The following is a 15,009-nucleotide window of genomic DNA, read 5'->3' as shown; positions in this document are numbered from 1 at the left end:
GCCGCGACTACCTGATCGCGGCAGCCAGCGCGGCGACCAAAGCGGGCGGCGTCACAAGCAGACCGAGCTTGAGGAACGGCCAGGCGCCAACCTCGATCTTCTCCCGCCGCAGCGCGACCAGCCAGAGGATGGTGGCGAGCGACCCCGTTACCGACAGATTGGGGCCGAGGTCGACGCCGATCAGGATGGCGCTGACGACGGGCGCGGGCAAATGATCGCTGGCGGCGACCGAGCCGGCGACGAGGCCGACCGGAAGATTGTTGGCGACATTGGTGGCGAATGCGGTCGCGATGCCGACGCTCCAGGCAGCTTTCGGGATCGATTGCGCGACCGCTTGGTGCAGCAGCGCGCTGAGCTGCCCGATCACGCCGGTCTTCACCAGCGCTTCCACCAGGACGAAGAGCCCGCCGACCAGCGGCAGCACGCTCCAGGACACGCCGCGCAGCACAGGCAAAGGTGACTGCTGGCTGATTAGCAGCACGATCGCGGACGTCGCCACGCCGCAGATGAAGGTCGGCAAGCCGAGTTGCCTGTCGAGCGCGGAGGCCGTGACCAGCACGATTCCGATCGCGATGATGCCCACGGCTGTGAGCTTGCCGCCGCGGCTGAGCTTCGGATGCGGCACGCTGCGCGCGATGGTCTCTTCCTTCAGCGCGCGGTGCTGGGTCAGGCGCAGCACGACATAGGTGAGCAGGATCGAGGCTGCCGAGGGCAGGGCGAACAGGCGCAGCCATTCGGTCAAATGCGGCATGCGCGCGCCGAACACGACGAGGTTGGCCGGGTTGGAGATCGGTAGCACGAAGCTTGCGGCATTCGCGATGAAGGCGCAGACGAACAGATAGGGCAGCGGCTTGGCGCCGGCCGCGCGCGTCGCGGCATAGACGGCAGGTGTCAGCACGATCGCGGTGGCATCGTTGGAGAGCAGCACCGTGACAAGGGTGCCGACGAGATAGATCAGCAAAAACAGCCGCTGCGGCGATCCGTCTGCATATTCCACCGCGAGCGCGGCGAGATAGTCGAACAGGCCCTCGAGCCGCGCCAGTTCGGCGATCAGCATCATGCCAATCAGGAAGAGATAGACATCGACGCCCTTCCCGATGCCGAGAAGCGCATCCTGCCACGGCAGCAAGCCGAGCAGCACGAGGGCGCCAGCGCCGATCACGGCCCAGATCGCTTCGGGGAGGCGGAAGGGACGGATGATGACGCCGGCGGTCGCGGCGACGATGATGCTCCAGGCCCAGATGGCGTCAGACGGCACGTTCAGTCCTTGAGGTTTGGTCGGCTCATTCGGCTGCGATAGCCGATGTCGGCGGCGCTGTCTTCCCCTGCGGCGGCAAGGTTCCATGCCGCGTCTCGGGCAAGGCGACAAGGCAGACGATCGCGCCGATCGCAGCGACCGCGCCGAGCGTGATGAACGCCGCGCTATAGCCCGCACCGACCACGACGAGGCCCGCAAGCGTCGTCGACAGCGCCGCGCCGATGCTCTGGGCGGTGATGACCGCGCCCTGCGCGACGTTGAAACGTCCGGTGTTGCGCATGAGGTCGGCGACAATGATGGGGAAGAGCGCCCCGAAGATGCCGGCGCCGACGCCGTCGAGAAGCTGCACGCCGACCAGCCAGAACGGATTGTCGGAGAGCGTGTAGAGCGCTCCTCGAATGGGCAGTATCAGCAGCGCAGCGAGGAAGAATCGCTTGTGGCCCCAGCGGTCGGCCCTGGCGCCGACCAGCATCGCGAACGGCACCATCACCACTTGGGCTGCGACGATGCAGGCCGACATCAGGCTGGTGCCCATGTTCTTGTCCTGGAGCGCGAGCTTCTGGCCGACCAGCGGCAGCATTGCCGCGTTGGAGAGATGGAAGAGCAGGACACAGATCGCAAAGACGAGCAAAGGGCGACAGGTGAGGAGCACCGCGAGGCCTGACGGCTGTTCGCTCCGTGTATCGGCGTCGTGCAGCCCGCGGGCGAGGTCGTGGTCGATGGCCCGTTCGGGGATCGCAAGAATGCTGACAAGGCTTGCGATTGCCATGGCGCTGAGAAGGTAGAACACCACGGTCGGGCCAAACCAATAGGCGGAGAGGCCGGCAAGACCCGCCGCGACCGCGTTGCCGGCATGGTTGAAAGTTTCGTTGCGGCCGATCCGCCGGGTGAAAGCGGCGTGGCCGAAGATGCCGAGCGAGACGGCGGCGATCGCCGGTGGAAAGACCACGGCGGCGGCCTGCGCGATGCCTTGCGAGATTGCGACCGGCACGAAGCCGGGGAACAACGGCAGCGAAAGCGATGCAAGCGTCACCATGATGGCGGCGACGACCATCACCAGCCGCTTCGCCCGGGTCGCATCGACCAGCGCGCCGGCCGGTGTCTGCGCCACGATACCCGCGACTGTGGCAATCGACATCACGAGGCCGATGCGCGCCTCGTCCCAGTGCTGCTCGGTGAGGAGATAGACGGCAAGATAGGGCCCAAGCCCGCCGCATCCAGCGCGTGCCCGGCCTGCCTTGCCTGTTCGGGATCTCGGCTCGACATCAGTCTCTCGATCGAGGCGAGAAGCGCCCCGGCAGCAACGGATGTCACGGCAGCTTTGTTCCGCGTCAAAACTTCACCGCGAGCAGCACCGCGCCGGCGCCGATCATGGCGATGCCGGTCCAGCCCTGCGCTGTCGGACGCTCGCCGAGGAAGGCGAACGCGAAGAGAGCAACCAGAACGACGCTGAGCTTGTCGATCGGCGCCACCAGCGTGGCGGGGCCAAGCTTCAGCGCGCGAAAATAGCACAGCCAGGATGCGCCGGTCGCGAGCCCCGACAGCACCAGGAACAGCCAGGTCCTGGACGAGATCGCCGAGGGCACGGCGAATTGCCCGGTGAAGAACAGCAGTACCGAAAAGGCGAGCAGCACCACGATGGTGCGGATGAAGGTCGCCAGATCCGGATTGATGTTCTCGACGCCGACCTTGGCGAAGATCGCGGTCAGTGCGGCGAAGCAAGCGGACAGCAGCGCCCAGGTCTGCCAGGCGGAGAGGAGGGCGGGTTTCATGTCGTCAAGTTCCGTTGCTTTAGGACGGGGCGGCCAGCGCCGTCATTGCGAGCGCAGCGAAGCAATCCAGCGTCTTTCCGCGGAGGCAGCCTGGATTGCTTCGCTGCGCTCGCAACGACGGAGTCTGTGGGAGCTTTGTGCAACCATAACACTCACCGCGCCACCGACAGCTTTTCGGTGATCGCCTTGCGCAGGATGCGCGACAGCGATTCCACCGAATATGGTTTCTGGATCAGTTCGAAGCCGCGATGAGCGTTTTCGGCGAGCACGTTGCTGTAGCCGCTGGTGAGCACGACGGGCAGGCCCGGATAGCGCTCGCGGATGATGCCGGCGAGCTCGACGCCGTTCATGCCGGGCATGATGACGTCGGAGAAGACGAGGTCGACGGCGAATTCGTTCTCGCCGAGGATCGCGAGCGCCGCACTGGCGTTGGCAACACGGCGGACGACATAGCCGAGATCCTCCAGCAGCTCGGTCGAGAACTGGCCGACGTCGTCATTGTCCTCGACCACGAGCACGCGGTAGCCGCGCCCGGTGGTCGCGGCCTCGCTGGTCCGCGCTGCGGCTTCGTCGTCGGCGGCCGGGCTCTGCGCCTGCGGAAGGTAGATCGTGAAGGTCGCGCCTTTGCCAGGCGTGCTCATCACCGCGATGTCGCCTTCGGACTGCTTGGCGAAGCCGAACGCCTGGCTGAGGCCGAGGCCGGTGCCCTTGCCGACCTCCTTGGTCGTGAAGAACGGCTCGAAGATGGCGTCGATGTTTTCCGGCGCGATGCCGCTGCCGGTATCCGCGACCGAGATCGCGACATAGTCGCCGCCACGCGCCGATTGCGCGCGCAGGCTCGGGATGCCCTGCACCTTGCGCACTGCGATGGTGAGGCGGCCTTCGTCGTCCATGGCGTCGCGGGCGTTGATGGCGAGGTTGATCAAAGCGGCCTCGAACTGCGCGACGTCGGCGACGGTGAAGCAATCCGTGTCATGAACCTCGACGCTGATCTCGATGCGGCCGCCGACCAGCGGGCGGACCAGTTGCGCCACGCCCTCGACCTGGCTGCCGACATTGAAGATCTGCGGCTTCAGCGGCTGCCGTCGCGCGAAGGCCAGAAGCTGCGCGGTCAGCTTCGAGGCGCGCTCGACGGTGTCGGAGATGGCGTCGACATAGCGGCGGCGCCGCTCCTCCGGCAGCTCGCGCCGGCGCAGGAAGTCGGTCGCCGAGCGGATGATGGTCAGGAGGTTGTTGAAGTCGTGGGCGACGCCGCCGGTGAGCTGGCCGATCGCCTCCATCTTCTGCGACTGCCGCAGCGCTTCCTCGCCGCGGCGGCGCTCGGTGATGTCGACCAGTTCCGGCACCGCGCCCGTGATGTTGCCGTGGCGGTCGAGCACGGGGCGCATGCCGAACTCGAAATCGCGCTCGCCGATCGGCAGGCGCAGCCGCATCTCCATCCGCACCGCTTCGCCCCTCAGCACGGTCTCGAAGGCCTCGCGCGCGACGTCGCTCATGCCCGGGGTCTCCGTGAACCACGGCGTGTCCCAGAACGGCTGGCCGATGACGTCCCGCGCCTCGGTGCGGATGCCGGCGAGCGCGGTCTTGTTGGCGTAGAGCAATTCGCCCTCGAGGTTGACCAGCCCCTGATACTGGTTGCTGGTCTCCAGGATCGCGCGCAGGCGGGCCTCGTTGGATTCGAGCTCGGCGGTACGCTCGACGATGCGCTCTTCCAGCGTCTCGTTGAGCCGCCGCAGCTCGATTTCGGCCTGTTTGGCGGCGGTGATATCGTGGGCGACGCCGATGAAGCCGATATGCTTGCCGGTCGGATCCCAGCGCGGCTGGGATTCGGAGCGAAGCCAGCGCCATTCGCCGCTGGCGTTCTTGTAGCGCGCTTCCAGCACGAAGGGTTTTAGCGACGCTTCACCCTGGACGGATTGCTGGAGCACATGCGGCAGGTCGTCCGGATGCAGCACCTTGCGCCAGTCGAAATCGATGGCCTCCTCGTAGGGCAGGCCGACGAAGTCGACATAGGCCTGGTTGGCGAAGGAGCGCTTGCGGTCGAGTTTTGTGACCCAGATCGGCACTGGCGCGCTGTCGGCGATCAGCCGAAACCGGTCCTCGCTTTCGCGCAGCGTCTCACGAGCGAGCATCTGGTCGGTGATGTCGATATGGGCGCCGACGAGACGGATGGCGCGCCCGTTGCTGTCACGCTCGATCTTGGCGACGACGCGGATCCAGCGGGTCTCGCCGTCGCTCGGACGGATGATGCGGTATTCGGCGGTATAATCCTCGCTGGTCTCAGCCAGCACATCGAAGAAGTGTTTCACCGCGGCGTCGCGATCATCGGGATGGATGCGGTTGACCCAGTCCTCGTGCGATTCGTCGGCGGCTTCGGGGGGCAGGCCGTGGATCATCAGATATTCCGGCGAGCGGCGGTTCTTGAAGCCCTCGCGGAAGTCGACCTCGAGGCCGCCGACCTTGCCGATGCGCTGGATGCGCGCGAGCTCGGCCTCGCGCTCCTGGAGCGCGCGATAGGCATTGTCGCGCTCGCGCGCGACATCTTCGAGGTGCTGGCGCAGCCTTTCGGCGGCGATTGTTTCTGGCAAAGGATCGTTCAAGGCGTCGGCCGTTGTGATGCGTGTGCGCACGTGCCGGACCAATATTCACACAGACAAAGCGTGATAGCCATTGCTCAAAGGGGATAGATTGTCGGAAAGGCCCGCGGCCAGCCTGAACGCGGAAAAGTCCGGTCAGCTAACGGCGGGGCTGGCTATTTGTTCCGAAGATTGGAACGATGCGTCTGCGGACGCGTCTTTGCGAGGCGCCATAACGCTCATTCATAAAACTCCGTTTTCGAAGAGGCTAAATCTTGAAGCTCTTTGTCTGCCAGGCCTGCGGCAACGTCCTCTATTTCGAGAACCGCGCCTGTGGACGTTGCGGTCACCGCGTCGCCTTCCTCCCGGAGAGGGAGACGATGTCGGCGCTCGAGCCGGACGGCGAGGCTCAGGCGGTGTCCTGGACGACGCTGGCCGATAAGGGCAGGGGACGGATGCTGTGCCGCAATGCCGAGTACGATGCCTGCAACTGGCTGACGGATCCGGGCGATACCAACGGATATTGTCGCGCCTGCCGTCACAACGGCATGGTGCCCGATCTCTCCGATCCGGCTCAGCTCGCCGGCTGGCGCGAGCTGGAGGTGGCGAAACACCGGCTGTTCTATTCCCTGATCCGCTGGAAGCTGCCGCTCCAGAACCGGCAGGACAATCCCGAGCGCGGCCTGATCTTCAACTTCCTCGCCGACGATCCGAACAGCGGACAGAGGATCATGACCGGCCATGACAACGGCCTGATCACGATCGCGCTCACTGAAACCGACGGCATCGAGCGCGAGCGGCGCAGGCTGGAGATGGGCGAGCCCTACCGGACGCTGCTCGGGCATTTCCGTCACGAGGTCGGACACTATTTCTGGGACGTGCTGGTCCGCGAGGGTGGCAAGCTCGACGCATGCCGCGCCGTCTTCGGCGACGATTCGGCCGATTACGGCCAGGCCTTGCAGCGCCATTATGCCGAAGGCGCGCCGCCGGACTGGCAGCAGAGCTATGTCTCGGCCTACGCCACGACACACCCCTGGGAGGATTTCGCCGAAACCTGGGCGCACTACCTCCACATCGTCGACACCCTGGAGATGGCCTCCGAGTTCGGTATGGAGGTGCGGCCGCGGGTCGATCGTGACGGAGAGTTGTCGACGCGGCTCCGGTTCAACCCCTACGAGGCACGTGGCGTCCAGACGCTGGTCGACGCATGGCTGCCCTTCACCTTCGCCATGAACAGCGTCAACCGCGCCATGGGCATGCGCGACCTCTATCCGTTCATCCTGTCGCAGGCGGTGGTCGCCAAACTCGACTTCATTCACGCCCTGTTGCGGGACGCGGCCAGGGCCGGGAAGCCGTAGGCCCATCCCGGGGCGCGCCAAGCCCGTTGCCCAAGCCCGTTTCGGTCTTGCGCTGGTACACCAGAGGGGCCGGATTTAGACCGTTGCCTCCGGCCTATTTTAATGTACCACGGGGGTCACACGGCCCATCCCAGAGGCCCCAACGGTCGGGGAAGGGTCCCGCCCAAGGTCGAGACTCAAGAAAAGCATGTTCAAACGCATCCTGATCGCCAATCGCGGCGAAATCGCCTGCCGGGTCATCAAGACTGCCCGCCGGATGGGAATTGAAACGGTCGCGGTCTATTCCGAGGCCGACCGCGATGCCCTCCATGTCGAGATGGCCGACGAGGCCGTGCTGATCGGCCCGCCGGCTGCGGCCGAGAGCTATCTGGTGATCGAGAAGATCGTGGAGGCCTGCCGCAAGACGGGCGCACAGGCCGTGCATCCCGGCTACGGCTTCCTGTCCGAGCGCGAGGCGTTTCCGCGCGCGCTGGAGGCGGCCGGCCTCGTCTTCATCGGCCCGAACCCGGGCGCGATCGCCGCGATGGGCGACAAGATCGAATCCAAGAAGGCGGCCGCCAAGGCCAAGGTCTCGACCGTGCCGGGCCATCTCGGCGTCATCGAGGACGACAAGCACGCGGTCCGCATCGCCGACGAGATCGGCTACCCCGTGATGATCAAGGCCTCCGCCGGCGGCGGCGGCAAGGGCATGCGCATCGCGAATTCGAAGAGCGAGGTCGCCGAAGGCTTCAACCTCGCCAAGGCCGAGGCCAAGGCCTCGTTCGGCGACGACCGCGTCTTCGTCGAGAAGTTCATCGTCGATCCCCGCCACATCGAGATCCAGGTGCTGGGCGACAAGCACGGCAACGTCATCTATCTCGGCGAGCGCGAATGCTCGATCCAGCGCCGCAACCAGAAGGTCATCGAGGAAGCGCCGTCACCGCTGCTCGACGAGGCCACCCGCCGCAAGATGGGCGAGCAGGCGGTCGCGCTGGCCAAGGCCGTGAACTATGATTCCGCCGGCACCGTCGAGTTCGTCGCAGGCCAGGACAAGAGCTTCTACTTCCTGGAGATGAACACGCGCCTCCAGGTCGAGCATCCCGTCACCGAGCTCGTCACCGGCATCGACCTCGTCGAGCAGATGATCCGCGTCGCCGCAGGCGAGAAGCTCGGCCTTGCGCAGAAGGACGTCACGCTGACCGGGTGGGCCGTGGAATCCCGCCTCTACGCCGAAGACCCGTTCCGCAACTTCCTGCCCTCGATCGGGCGCCTGGTGAAGTATCGTCCGCCGGCGGAAGCGAGCCAGGACGGCATCACCATCCGCAACGACACCGGCGTGCAGGAAGGCGGCGAGATCTCGATCCATTACGATCCGATGATCGCCAAGCTCGTCACCCACGCGCCGTCGCGCGCGGCCGCGATCGAGGCACAGGCGACCGCGCTGGACTCGTTCTATGTCGACGGCATCCGTCACAACATCCCGTTCCTGTCGGCGCTGATGCATCATCCACGCTGGCGCGAGGGCCGGCTCTCGACCGGCTTCATCGCCGAGGAATTCCCCAAGGGCTTTGCGGTGCGCGTGCCCGAAGGCGAGGTCGCCCGGCGGATCGCCGCGGTCGGCGCCGCCATCGACCACGTGCTGGGTGAACGCAAGCGTCAGATTTCCGGTCAGCTTGGTGGCCGCGTCGTGCAGCGTGAGCGCCGCCGCGCGGTCTGGCTCGACCGCCAGGAGATTTCGCTCGAGGTCGGTCGCGAGAGCGAGGCGATCGCGGTGCGCTTCGTCGATGTCGAGGGCAAGGCCGGCCACGTGCATCTATTGCAGTCGCCGTGGAAGCCGGGCGATCCGGTCTGGCAGGGCACCATCGACGGCCATTTCGTCGCGGTGCAGGCCCGGCCGATCGCTAACGGCATCCGCCTCGCGCATCAGGGCGTCGAGGTGCCGGTCTATGTCTGGACCGAGGCGGAGGCCGCCTCGGCGCGGCTGATGCCTGTGACCACGGCCTCCGACACCGGCAAGAAGCTGCTCTGCCCGATGCCCGGGCTCATCGTCTCGATCGCGGTGACGGAAGGGCAGGAGGTCAAGGCCGGCGAGACGCTCGCGGTGGTCGAAGCCATGAAGATGCAGAACGTGCTCCGCGCCGAGCAGGACGGTACCGTCAAGAAGATCCACGCCAGCGCCGGTGCGACGCTCGCGGTGGACGCACTGATTTTGGAGTTTGCGTAAGCACTCCGGAGCACAACAGTCGACCCTCACCCTGAGGAGCCGCGCTTGCGCGGCGTCTCGAAGGGCGAGGCCACCAGCCGGGCCTTCATCCTTCGAGACGCGCGCAAGAGCGCGCTCCTCAGGATGAGGAATTGAGAGTGAGGCGACCATGGCCTTTCGTTCCCGCCGCGAAAAACTGCGATCGATCCTGTCGGGTCCGGGCTGCATCCATCCCGGCTCGGTCTACGACGCCATCTCGATCCGCATCGCCGAGGATCTCGGCTTTCCGCTCGGCATGTTCGGCGGTTCGGTGGCCTCGCTCGCCGTGCTCGGCGACCCCGATATCACGCTGATCACGCTCACCGAGCTCGCCGAGCAGATGCGGCGGATGTCGCGCGCGTCCGCGCTGCCGGTGCTGGTCGATGCCGATCACGGCTATGGCAATGCGCTCAACGTGCGCCGCACCGTGCAGGAGCTGGAGACGGCGGGTGCGGCCGGTCTCACCATCGAGGACACGCTGCTGCCGGCCGCCTTCGGTGAAGCGAAGACGCAATTGATCTCGCTGGAGGAGGGCGTCGGCAAGATGAAGGCGGCGCTCAGCGGCCGCAGCGATCCCACGCTCGTCATCATGGGCCGCACTGGAGCTGCCGCGATCACCTCGCTCGACGATACGATCCGCCGCGCGCAGGCGTACGAGGCGACCGGCGTGGATGCGCTGTTCTTCACCGGCATCAAGTCGCGTGCCGAGCTTGAAGCAGTCGCAGCCGCGACGCATCTGCCGATCGTGCTCGGCGGCGCGCCGGAAGAATTGAATGCGCCCGATTATCTCGCCGGCCAGCGCGTGCGCATCGCGCTCCAGGGCCATGCGCCGATCGCGGCCGCGACGCAGGCCGTCCACGATACGCTGAAGGCGCTGCGCGAAGGCGCGCCGCCCAAAGCGCTCAAGGGATTGGCGTCCGCGGAATTGACCAGCCGTGTCATGCGCGAGGCCGAGACGAAGGCGCGCGGCGCCGATGTGCTCGGATTCAAGAAATGAGCCGGGCGATCCTCCAGGTCATGATCCGCGGCCGCGTGCAGGGCGTCGGCTATCGTGCCTGGGTCGAATACCAGGCCACCGCGAGCGGCCTCGAAGGCTGGGTCCGCAACCGCCGCGACGGCAGCGTCGAAGCGTTGTTCGCGGGCGCGCCGAACCACGTCGCCGACATGGTCGCGCTATGCCGCCATGGTCCGCCATCCTCGCGCGTCGACAGTGTCACCAGCGAGACGGCCGGTGCGGATGAGCTGAACCTGCGCAGGGCAGGGGAGAAGTTCTCGGTGTTGCCGACGGTTTGAGAGCTACACCTCGTTCCACACAGATGGTGTGCTCCCTCACCCCGTTCTTACGGGGAGAGGGTTGGGGTGAGGAGCCTCTCTCAACACGAGTGGTCGTCGAGTGACCTGTACCCCCTCACCCGAATTCGATCTGCGATCGAATTCGACCTCTCCCCGCAAGCGGGGAGAGGTGAAGATCACCTCGGCAGCTTCGCGATTGCTTCGCTCAGCTCGTGGATCTCGTAGGGCTTGCGCAGGATCGGGAAATCGCCGCGCACGTCGGCGGCGGCCTCGCTGTAGCCGGTGGCGAGCAGGATCGGCAGGCCGGGGCGGATCAGGCGCAGATGATGGGCGAGGGTGAGGCCGTCCATCTTGCCGGGCATCACGATGTCCGAAAAGACGAAATCGACGCCGTTTTGCTCGAGCTCGCGCAGCGCGGATTCCGCGTCGGGGACGCGGCGAACGCGGTAGCCGAGCTGCTCCAGCAGACCGATGCTGACGATGGCGACATCCGGATTGTCCTCGACCAGCAGCACCGTGCCGGCGCCGCGGAACGGCACCGCTTCCGCCGTTTCCCGCGCCGGCACATCCCGTCCGCGCGGCAGCAGGATGCTGAAAGTCGTGCCCTTGCCGAGCTCGCTTGCGACCTTCACCGTGCCGTCGGCCTGGTGCGCAAAGCCGTGCACCTGGGACAGGCCGAGACCGGTGCCCTTGCCGATCGGCTTGGTGGTGAAGAACGGCTCGAAAATCTTGTCGACGACGTCGGCGGGAATGCCGAGTCCGGTGTCGGCGACGTCGATCGCCACGAACTCGCCGGCGAGCGGAGCTTCGTCCAGCACGACGTTGCGGGCGCGGATCGTCACCGTGCCGCCGTCGGGCATCGCATCGCGGGCATTGATGACGAGATTGAGCAGCGCGGTCTCGAACTCCGAGACGTCGGTTCTGATCGGCCAGACCTCGCGGGCGATGTCGAAGGCGAGGCGCACGGCGCTGCCGACGCCGGCCTCGAGCACCTCGCGGATCGCCCCGATGCGCTCGGCAAGATCGATCGCCTGCGGGTTGACGCTCTGTCGCCGCGCGAAGGTGAGGAGCTGGTTGGTCAGCGCGGCGCCGCGCCGGGTCGCAGTCTCGATCGCCGAGATCGCGCGCTGGAGCTTGGCACCGTCGTCGGCGCCCCGCTTCAGGGTGTGAAGGCTGCCGCTGATGATCATCAGGAGATTATTGAAATCGTGGGCGACGCCGCCGGTGAGCTGGCCGAGCGCGTCGAACTTCTGGGATTCGGCAAGCTGCTTCTGCATCGCCTCGAGCTTGAGCTCCGTGTTGCGTCGCTCGGTGATGTCGCGCGTGATCTTCGCGAAGCCGATGAGCTCGCCGTCCTCGTAGATCGGGTCGATCACGACGCTCGCCCAGAAGAAGGTACCGTCCTTGCGGACGCGCCAGCCTTCCTCCTCGTAGCGGCCCTTGTCGCGGGCGATGCCGAGGGCGCGGGCGGGCTTGCCGTTGGCCCGGTCGGTCTCGGTGTAGAAACGCGAAAAATGCTGGCCGACGATCTCCTGGGGCGAATAGCCCTTGATGCGCTCGCCACCGATATTCCAGCTCGTGATGATCCCCTTGGGATCGAGCATGTACAGGGCGTAGTCGGCAACCCCTTCGACCAACAGCCGGAAACTGCGTTCGCTCTCGAACAAGTCTCTCTGCTGATTGGACTTTCTAACCATTTCGGACACCCTGCCTCGACCCGTGCAAACGCTGAATAAGTCGTTTGGTTCCTGGCCTCTGGGAAGTTTTTAGGCAAATGCAGCGGACGGTATGCAGGGGGACAGGCCGCCGGGGAGCACTTGACAGTCAATCTCATCCGTCAGATATTTCTGTTATGACAGAAGCAACCGGAAAGAAGAAACTCCCTGCCGCCGTCGAGCGCTTCATCCTGCATTGGGGCGACATGGGCGACGAATGGGGCGTCAACCGCTCGGTCAGCCAGATCCACGGGCTGCTCTATCTGGCGGAAGCGCCGATGACCGCCGAGGACATCGCCGACACGCTCGGCATGGCGCGCTCCAACGTCTCCAACTCGATCAAGGAGCTGCTGGCCTGGAGCCTGATCCGGCGGGTGCCGATCCTCGGCGACCGCCGCGATCATTTCGAAGCCGAGACCGACATCTGGGAGGTTGCGGCCCGGATCGCGGCGCGGCGCAAGGAGCGGGAGCTCGATCCAGCGATCGTAGCGCTCCGGGCCTGCGTGTCCGATGCCGCCGACGATCCGACCATCAATCCGGTCGCGAGCAAACGGCTGAAGGAGATGCTCGCCTTCACCGAGCTCGCCGACCACTGGTTCATGCAGATGCTGAAGGTGCCGCGGCCGCGGCTGGTCGCCCTGATGCGGCTTGGCGAGAAGGTCGTCAACCTGCTGCCGCTGGGCAAGGTCAAATAGCGTCGGGGAGGGTGCGATGACGTCGGCTCGATTATCAGGTTCCAGCGCATCTCTTCCCACTCACGCCAAATTGCTCGACGACCGCCGCTTCCGTGCGTTGCTGTCGGACGAGGATTGGGGCCGCCTGCCGCTCGCGACCTGGCGGCGCTTTTCCAAGCGCGTCGCTGACGGCGACAGCGTCGTTTATGTCGGCGTCGTCGACGAGGTCGCTTTCAGCGACATCGGCTGGTGGCTCGCGCAGCTCGTACGCCTGATCGGCGGGCCATTGCCGACCGGCCGCGACACCGGCGTGCCGATGATCGTCACCGTCACCGAGGACGGCGCCAGCGGCGGCCAGACCTGGACGCGCATCTGCGCGCGCAAGCGCGGCTTTCCGCAGGTGATCCATTCCGCAAAGCGCTTCGCCGGTCCGACCGGGCTCGAGGAATATGTCGGCTTCGGCCTCTCGATGGCGCTGCGCATCGCGGTCGAGGACCAGGTGCTGACCTTCCGCAGCGCCGCTTACGGGCTCCAGCTCGGAAGCCTGTGGATTCCGTTGCCGCGATGGCTGACGCCGGGCGACCTCACGGTGACGCATCGCGATCTCGGCGAGGGCGCCTTCCGCTTCACCCTCGATCTCAGTCACCCGCGTTACGGTGCGCTGATCCACCAGTCCGCCACCTTCAGGGAGGCCGTATCATGACGCCGCTGTTGTGGATCCTCATCGCCGTCCAGATCGCGATGGGCGTGTTCGACACCTTCTATCACCACGAATTCACCGAGCGCCTGGCCTGGCGTCCGTCGCAGCGCTTCGAGCTGAAGCTGCACGGCGTCCGCAACATGCTCTACGCGCTGTTGTTCCTCGTGCTCGGCTGGCTCGAGGTTCATGGCCTGCTGGCGCTCTCGATCGTCGCGGTGCTGGTCGCCGAGGTCGTCATCACGCTGATGGATTTCGTCGAGGAGGATCTGAGCCGGAAATTGCCGCCGAGCGAGCGCATCAACCACACGCTGCTTGCGATCAACTACGGCGCCATTCTCGTCCTGCTGCTGCCGGTCCTGATCGACTGGGCGATGCGGCCGTTCGGCGTGACCGTCGTGTATCAAGGTCTGCTCAGCATCGCAGCGACCGCCTGTGCGGTCGGCGCAGCGCTCTGCGGGATCAGGGATTTTGCAGCGGTGCGCCGGCTCGGCCGCATGACGAGCGTGCCGGCGTACGGGCTCGTCGAAAAGCTCCCCGGGCGCAAGACCGTGCTGATCACAGGTGCCACCGGCTTCATCGGCAGCCGCCTCGCGGCGAGCCTCAGCGCGGCAGGGCATCACGTCATCGCGCTCATTCGCAACCCGGCGAAGGCCGAGCTGCTGCCGCCGCCGGTGACGCTGATCACCAGCCTCGATCAGCTCGCCTCGGATATGCGTATCGATGCCATCGTCAATCTCGCCGGCGAGCCGATCGGCAACGGCCTTTGGACCGGGGCCAAGCGCGCGGAGATCCTGAAGTCTCGCATCGACATGACCGGCGAGGTCGTCAAACTGATCGCGCGGCTCGACCACAAGCCCGACGTGCTCGTCAGCGGCTCCGCGATCGGCTGGTACGGCCTGTGGGCCGACCAGGTGCTGACCGAGTCGGCGAAGTCGCATGCCTGCTTCAGCCACGAACTGTGCGCGGCGTGGGAGCAGGCGGCGCGGCCGGCGGAGGAGCTTGGCGTGCGCGTGGTCTATTTGCGCATCGGCCTCGTGCTGGGCACGGAAGGCGGCTTCATCACGCGCATGCTGACGCCGTTCGAGTTCGGCCTCGGCGGACCGCTCGGCACCGGGCGGCAGTGGATGTCCTGGATCGAGCGCGACGACCTGATCCGGCTGATCGCCTATGTGATCGCGACGCCCGATCTCACTGGGCCCGTCAACGCCACCGCGCCGATCCCGGTCACCAACGCAAAGTTCACCGAGGAGCTCGGCCGCCGCCTGCATCGGCCCGCGGTGTTCCGCATCCCCGGCGGCCTACTGCGCCGGATCGGCGGCGGCTTTGCCGACGAGCTTCTGCTCGGTGGCCAGCGCGTGCTGCCGAACAAGGCGCTGAGCCGCGGTTTTGTGTTCCGGCACGAGACGCTGCGCAGCGCGTTCGAGGCGATCTTGTGAGGTGAT

12 protein-coding genes are annotated in these 15,009 nt (G+C 66.2%); 7 read left to right on the top strand and 5 right to left on the bottom strand.

Annotated elements, in window-relative coordinates; translation table 11 throughout:
- Positions 1-7: 7 nt before the first annotated feature.
- From BJA_RS26595 to BJA_RS26580, 4 genes are all read right to left on the bottom strand, one after another.
- Complete coding sequence (locus BJA_RS26595; protein ID WP_038967094.1) at positions 8-1,258, bottom strand: arsenic transporter; 1,251 nt, start codon at positions 1,256-1,258, stop codon at positions 8-10.
- Positions 1,259-1,283: 25 nt separating this feature from the next.
- Entirely contained in the window at positions 1,284-2,567 is a 1,284-nt protein-coding gene (locus BJA_RS26590) for an MFS transporter (protein WP_370163659.1), read from the bottom strand.
- Positions 2,568-2,589: 22 nt separating this feature from the next.
- On the bottom strand, positions 2,590-3,030 hold the full coding sequence (locus BJA_RS26585; protein ID WP_011088026.1) for an EamA family transporter: 441 nt from the start codon (positions 3,028-3,030) through the stop codon (positions 2,590-2,592).
- A 152-nt stretch (positions 3,031-3,182) separates the two neighbouring features.
- Positions 3,183-5,660 carry a hybrid sensor histidine kinase/response regulator gene (locus tag BJA_RS26580; RefSeq protein ID WP_011088025.1) on the bottom strand — a complete coding sequence of 826 codons (2,478 nt, stop codon included), beginning with the start codon at positions 5,658-5,660 and terminating at the stop codon, positions 3,183-3,185.
- A gap of 221 nt (positions 5,661-5,881) precedes the next feature.
- On the opposite strand from BJA_RS26580, the gene BJA_RS26575 reads away from it, so the two are divergent.
- The 4 genes from BJA_RS26575 to BJA_RS26560 all read left to right on the top strand — a co-directional run bounded on the left by BJA_RS26575 (position 5,882) and on the right by BJA_RS26560 (position 10,478).
- Positions 5,882-6,964 carry a zinc-binding metallopeptidase family protein gene (locus BJA_RS26575; RefSeq protein WP_038967100.1) on the top strand — a complete coding sequence of 361 codons (1,083 nt, stop codon included), beginning with the start codon at positions 5,882-5,884 and terminating at the stop codon, positions 6,962-6,964.
- 187 nt (positions 6,965-7,151) lie between these two features.
- Positions 7,152-9,167, top strand: coding sequence for an acetyl-CoA carboxylase biotin carboxylase subunit (locus BJA_RS26570; protein WP_011088023.1), 2,016 nt, complete (start codon positions 7,152-7,154; stop codon positions 9,165-9,167).
- A 148-nt stretch (positions 9,168-9,315) separates the two neighbouring features.
- Positions 9,316-10,182: an isocitrate lyase/PEP mutase family protein gene (locus BJA_RS26565; protein ID WP_011088022.1), complete on the top strand. Its 867-nt coding sequence runs from the start codon at positions 9,316-9,318 to the stop codon at positions 10,180-10,182.
- Positions 10,179-10,478 (top strand): acylphosphatase, encoded by a 300-nt coding sequence (locus tag BJA_RS26560; protein WP_011088021.1) that lies wholly within the window; start codon positions 10,179-10,181, stop codon positions 10,476-10,478. The genes BJA_RS26565 and BJA_RS26560 overlap by 4 nt, the downstream gene beginning before the upstream one ends.
- A gap of 176 nt (positions 10,479-10,654) precedes the next feature.
- Here BJA_RS26560 and BJA_RS26555 read toward each other — a convergent pair whose 3' ends face one another.
- Positions 10,655-12,175 carry a PAS domain-containing sensor histidine kinase gene (locus BJA_RS26555; RefSeq protein WP_028171469.1) on the bottom strand — a complete coding sequence of 507 codons (1,521 nt, stop codon included), beginning with the start codon at positions 12,173-12,175 and terminating at the stop codon, positions 10,655-10,657.
- A 155-nt stretch (positions 12,176-12,330) separates the two neighbouring features.
- Between BJA_RS26555 and BJA_RS26550 the strand changes: the two genes are divergently transcribed.
- Genes BJA_RS26550 through BJA_RS26540 form a run of 3 tightly spaced genes read left to right on the top strand, consistent with a single transcriptional unit; the run spans position 12,331 to position 15,003 of the window.
- On the top strand, positions 12,331-12,888 hold the full coding sequence (locus BJA_RS26550) for a GbsR/MarR family transcriptional regulator (protein WP_038967978.1): 558 nt from the start codon (positions 12,331-12,333) through the stop codon (positions 12,886-12,888).
- Between the two features lie 16 nt (positions 12,889-12,904).
- Positions 12,905-13,570 (top strand): DUF4166 domain-containing protein, encoded by a 666-nt coding sequence (locus BJA_RS26545; RefSeq protein WP_011088018.1) that lies wholly within the window; start codon positions 12,905-12,907, stop codon positions 13,568-13,570.
- Positions 13,567-15,003 (top strand): TIGR01777 family oxidoreductase, encoded by a 1,437-nt coding sequence (locus BJA_RS26540; protein ID WP_011088017.1) that lies wholly within the window; start codon positions 13,567-13,569, stop codon positions 15,001-15,003. Before BJA_RS26545 ends, BJA_RS26540 begins: the two co-directional genes overlap by 4 nt.
- Positions 15,004-15,009: the final 6 nt, after the last annotated feature.

The organism is Bradyrhizobium diazoefficiens USDA 110 (genome assembly GCF_000011365.1).
In the GTDB taxonomy this organism is placed as follows: domain Bacteria; phylum Pseudomonadota; class Alphaproteobacteria; order Rhizobiales; family Xanthobacteraceae; genus Bradyrhizobium; species Bradyrhizobium diazoefficiens.
Note: the sequence above shows the minus strand (reverse complement) of the source record. Positions and strands in the feature narration are given on the sequence as shown.

What these genes read in the sequence shown, in the direction of transcription:
- BJA_RS26545 (WP_011088018.1), top strand. Translation starts at nt 12,905, where the DNA reads ATGACGTCGGCTCGATTATCAGGTTCCAGCGCATCTCTTCCCACTCAC.
- BJA_RS26570 (WP_011088023.1), top strand. Translation starts at nt 7,152, where the DNA reads ATGTTCAAACGCATCCTGATCGCCAATCGCGGCGAAATCGCCTGCCGG.
- BJA_RS26540 (WP_011088017.1), top strand. Translation starts at nt 13,567, where the DNA reads ATGACGCCGCTGTTGTGGATCCTCATCGCCGTCCAGATCGCGATGGGC.
- BJA_RS26555 (WP_028171469.1), bottom strand. Translation starts at nt 12,175, where the DNA reads ATGGTTAGAAAGTCCAATCAGCAGAGAGACTTGTTCGAGAGCGAACGC.
- BJA_RS26585 (WP_011088026.1), bottom strand. Translation starts at nt 3,030, where the DNA reads ATGAAACCCGCCCTCCTCTCCGCCTGGCAGACCTGGGCGCTGCTGTCC.
- BJA_RS26550 (WP_038967978.1), top strand. Translation starts at nt 12,331, where the DNA reads ATGACAGAAGCAACCGGAAAGAAGAAACTCCCTGCCGCCGTCGAGCGC.
- BJA_RS26560 (WP_011088021.1), top strand. Translation starts at nt 10,179, where the DNA reads ATGAGCCGGGCGATCCTCCAGGTCATGATCCGCGGCCGCGTGCAGGGC.
- BJA_RS26565 (WP_011088022.1), top strand. Translation starts at nt 9,316, where the DNA reads ATGGCCTTTCGTTCCCGCCGCGAAAAACTGCGATCGATCCTGTCGGGT.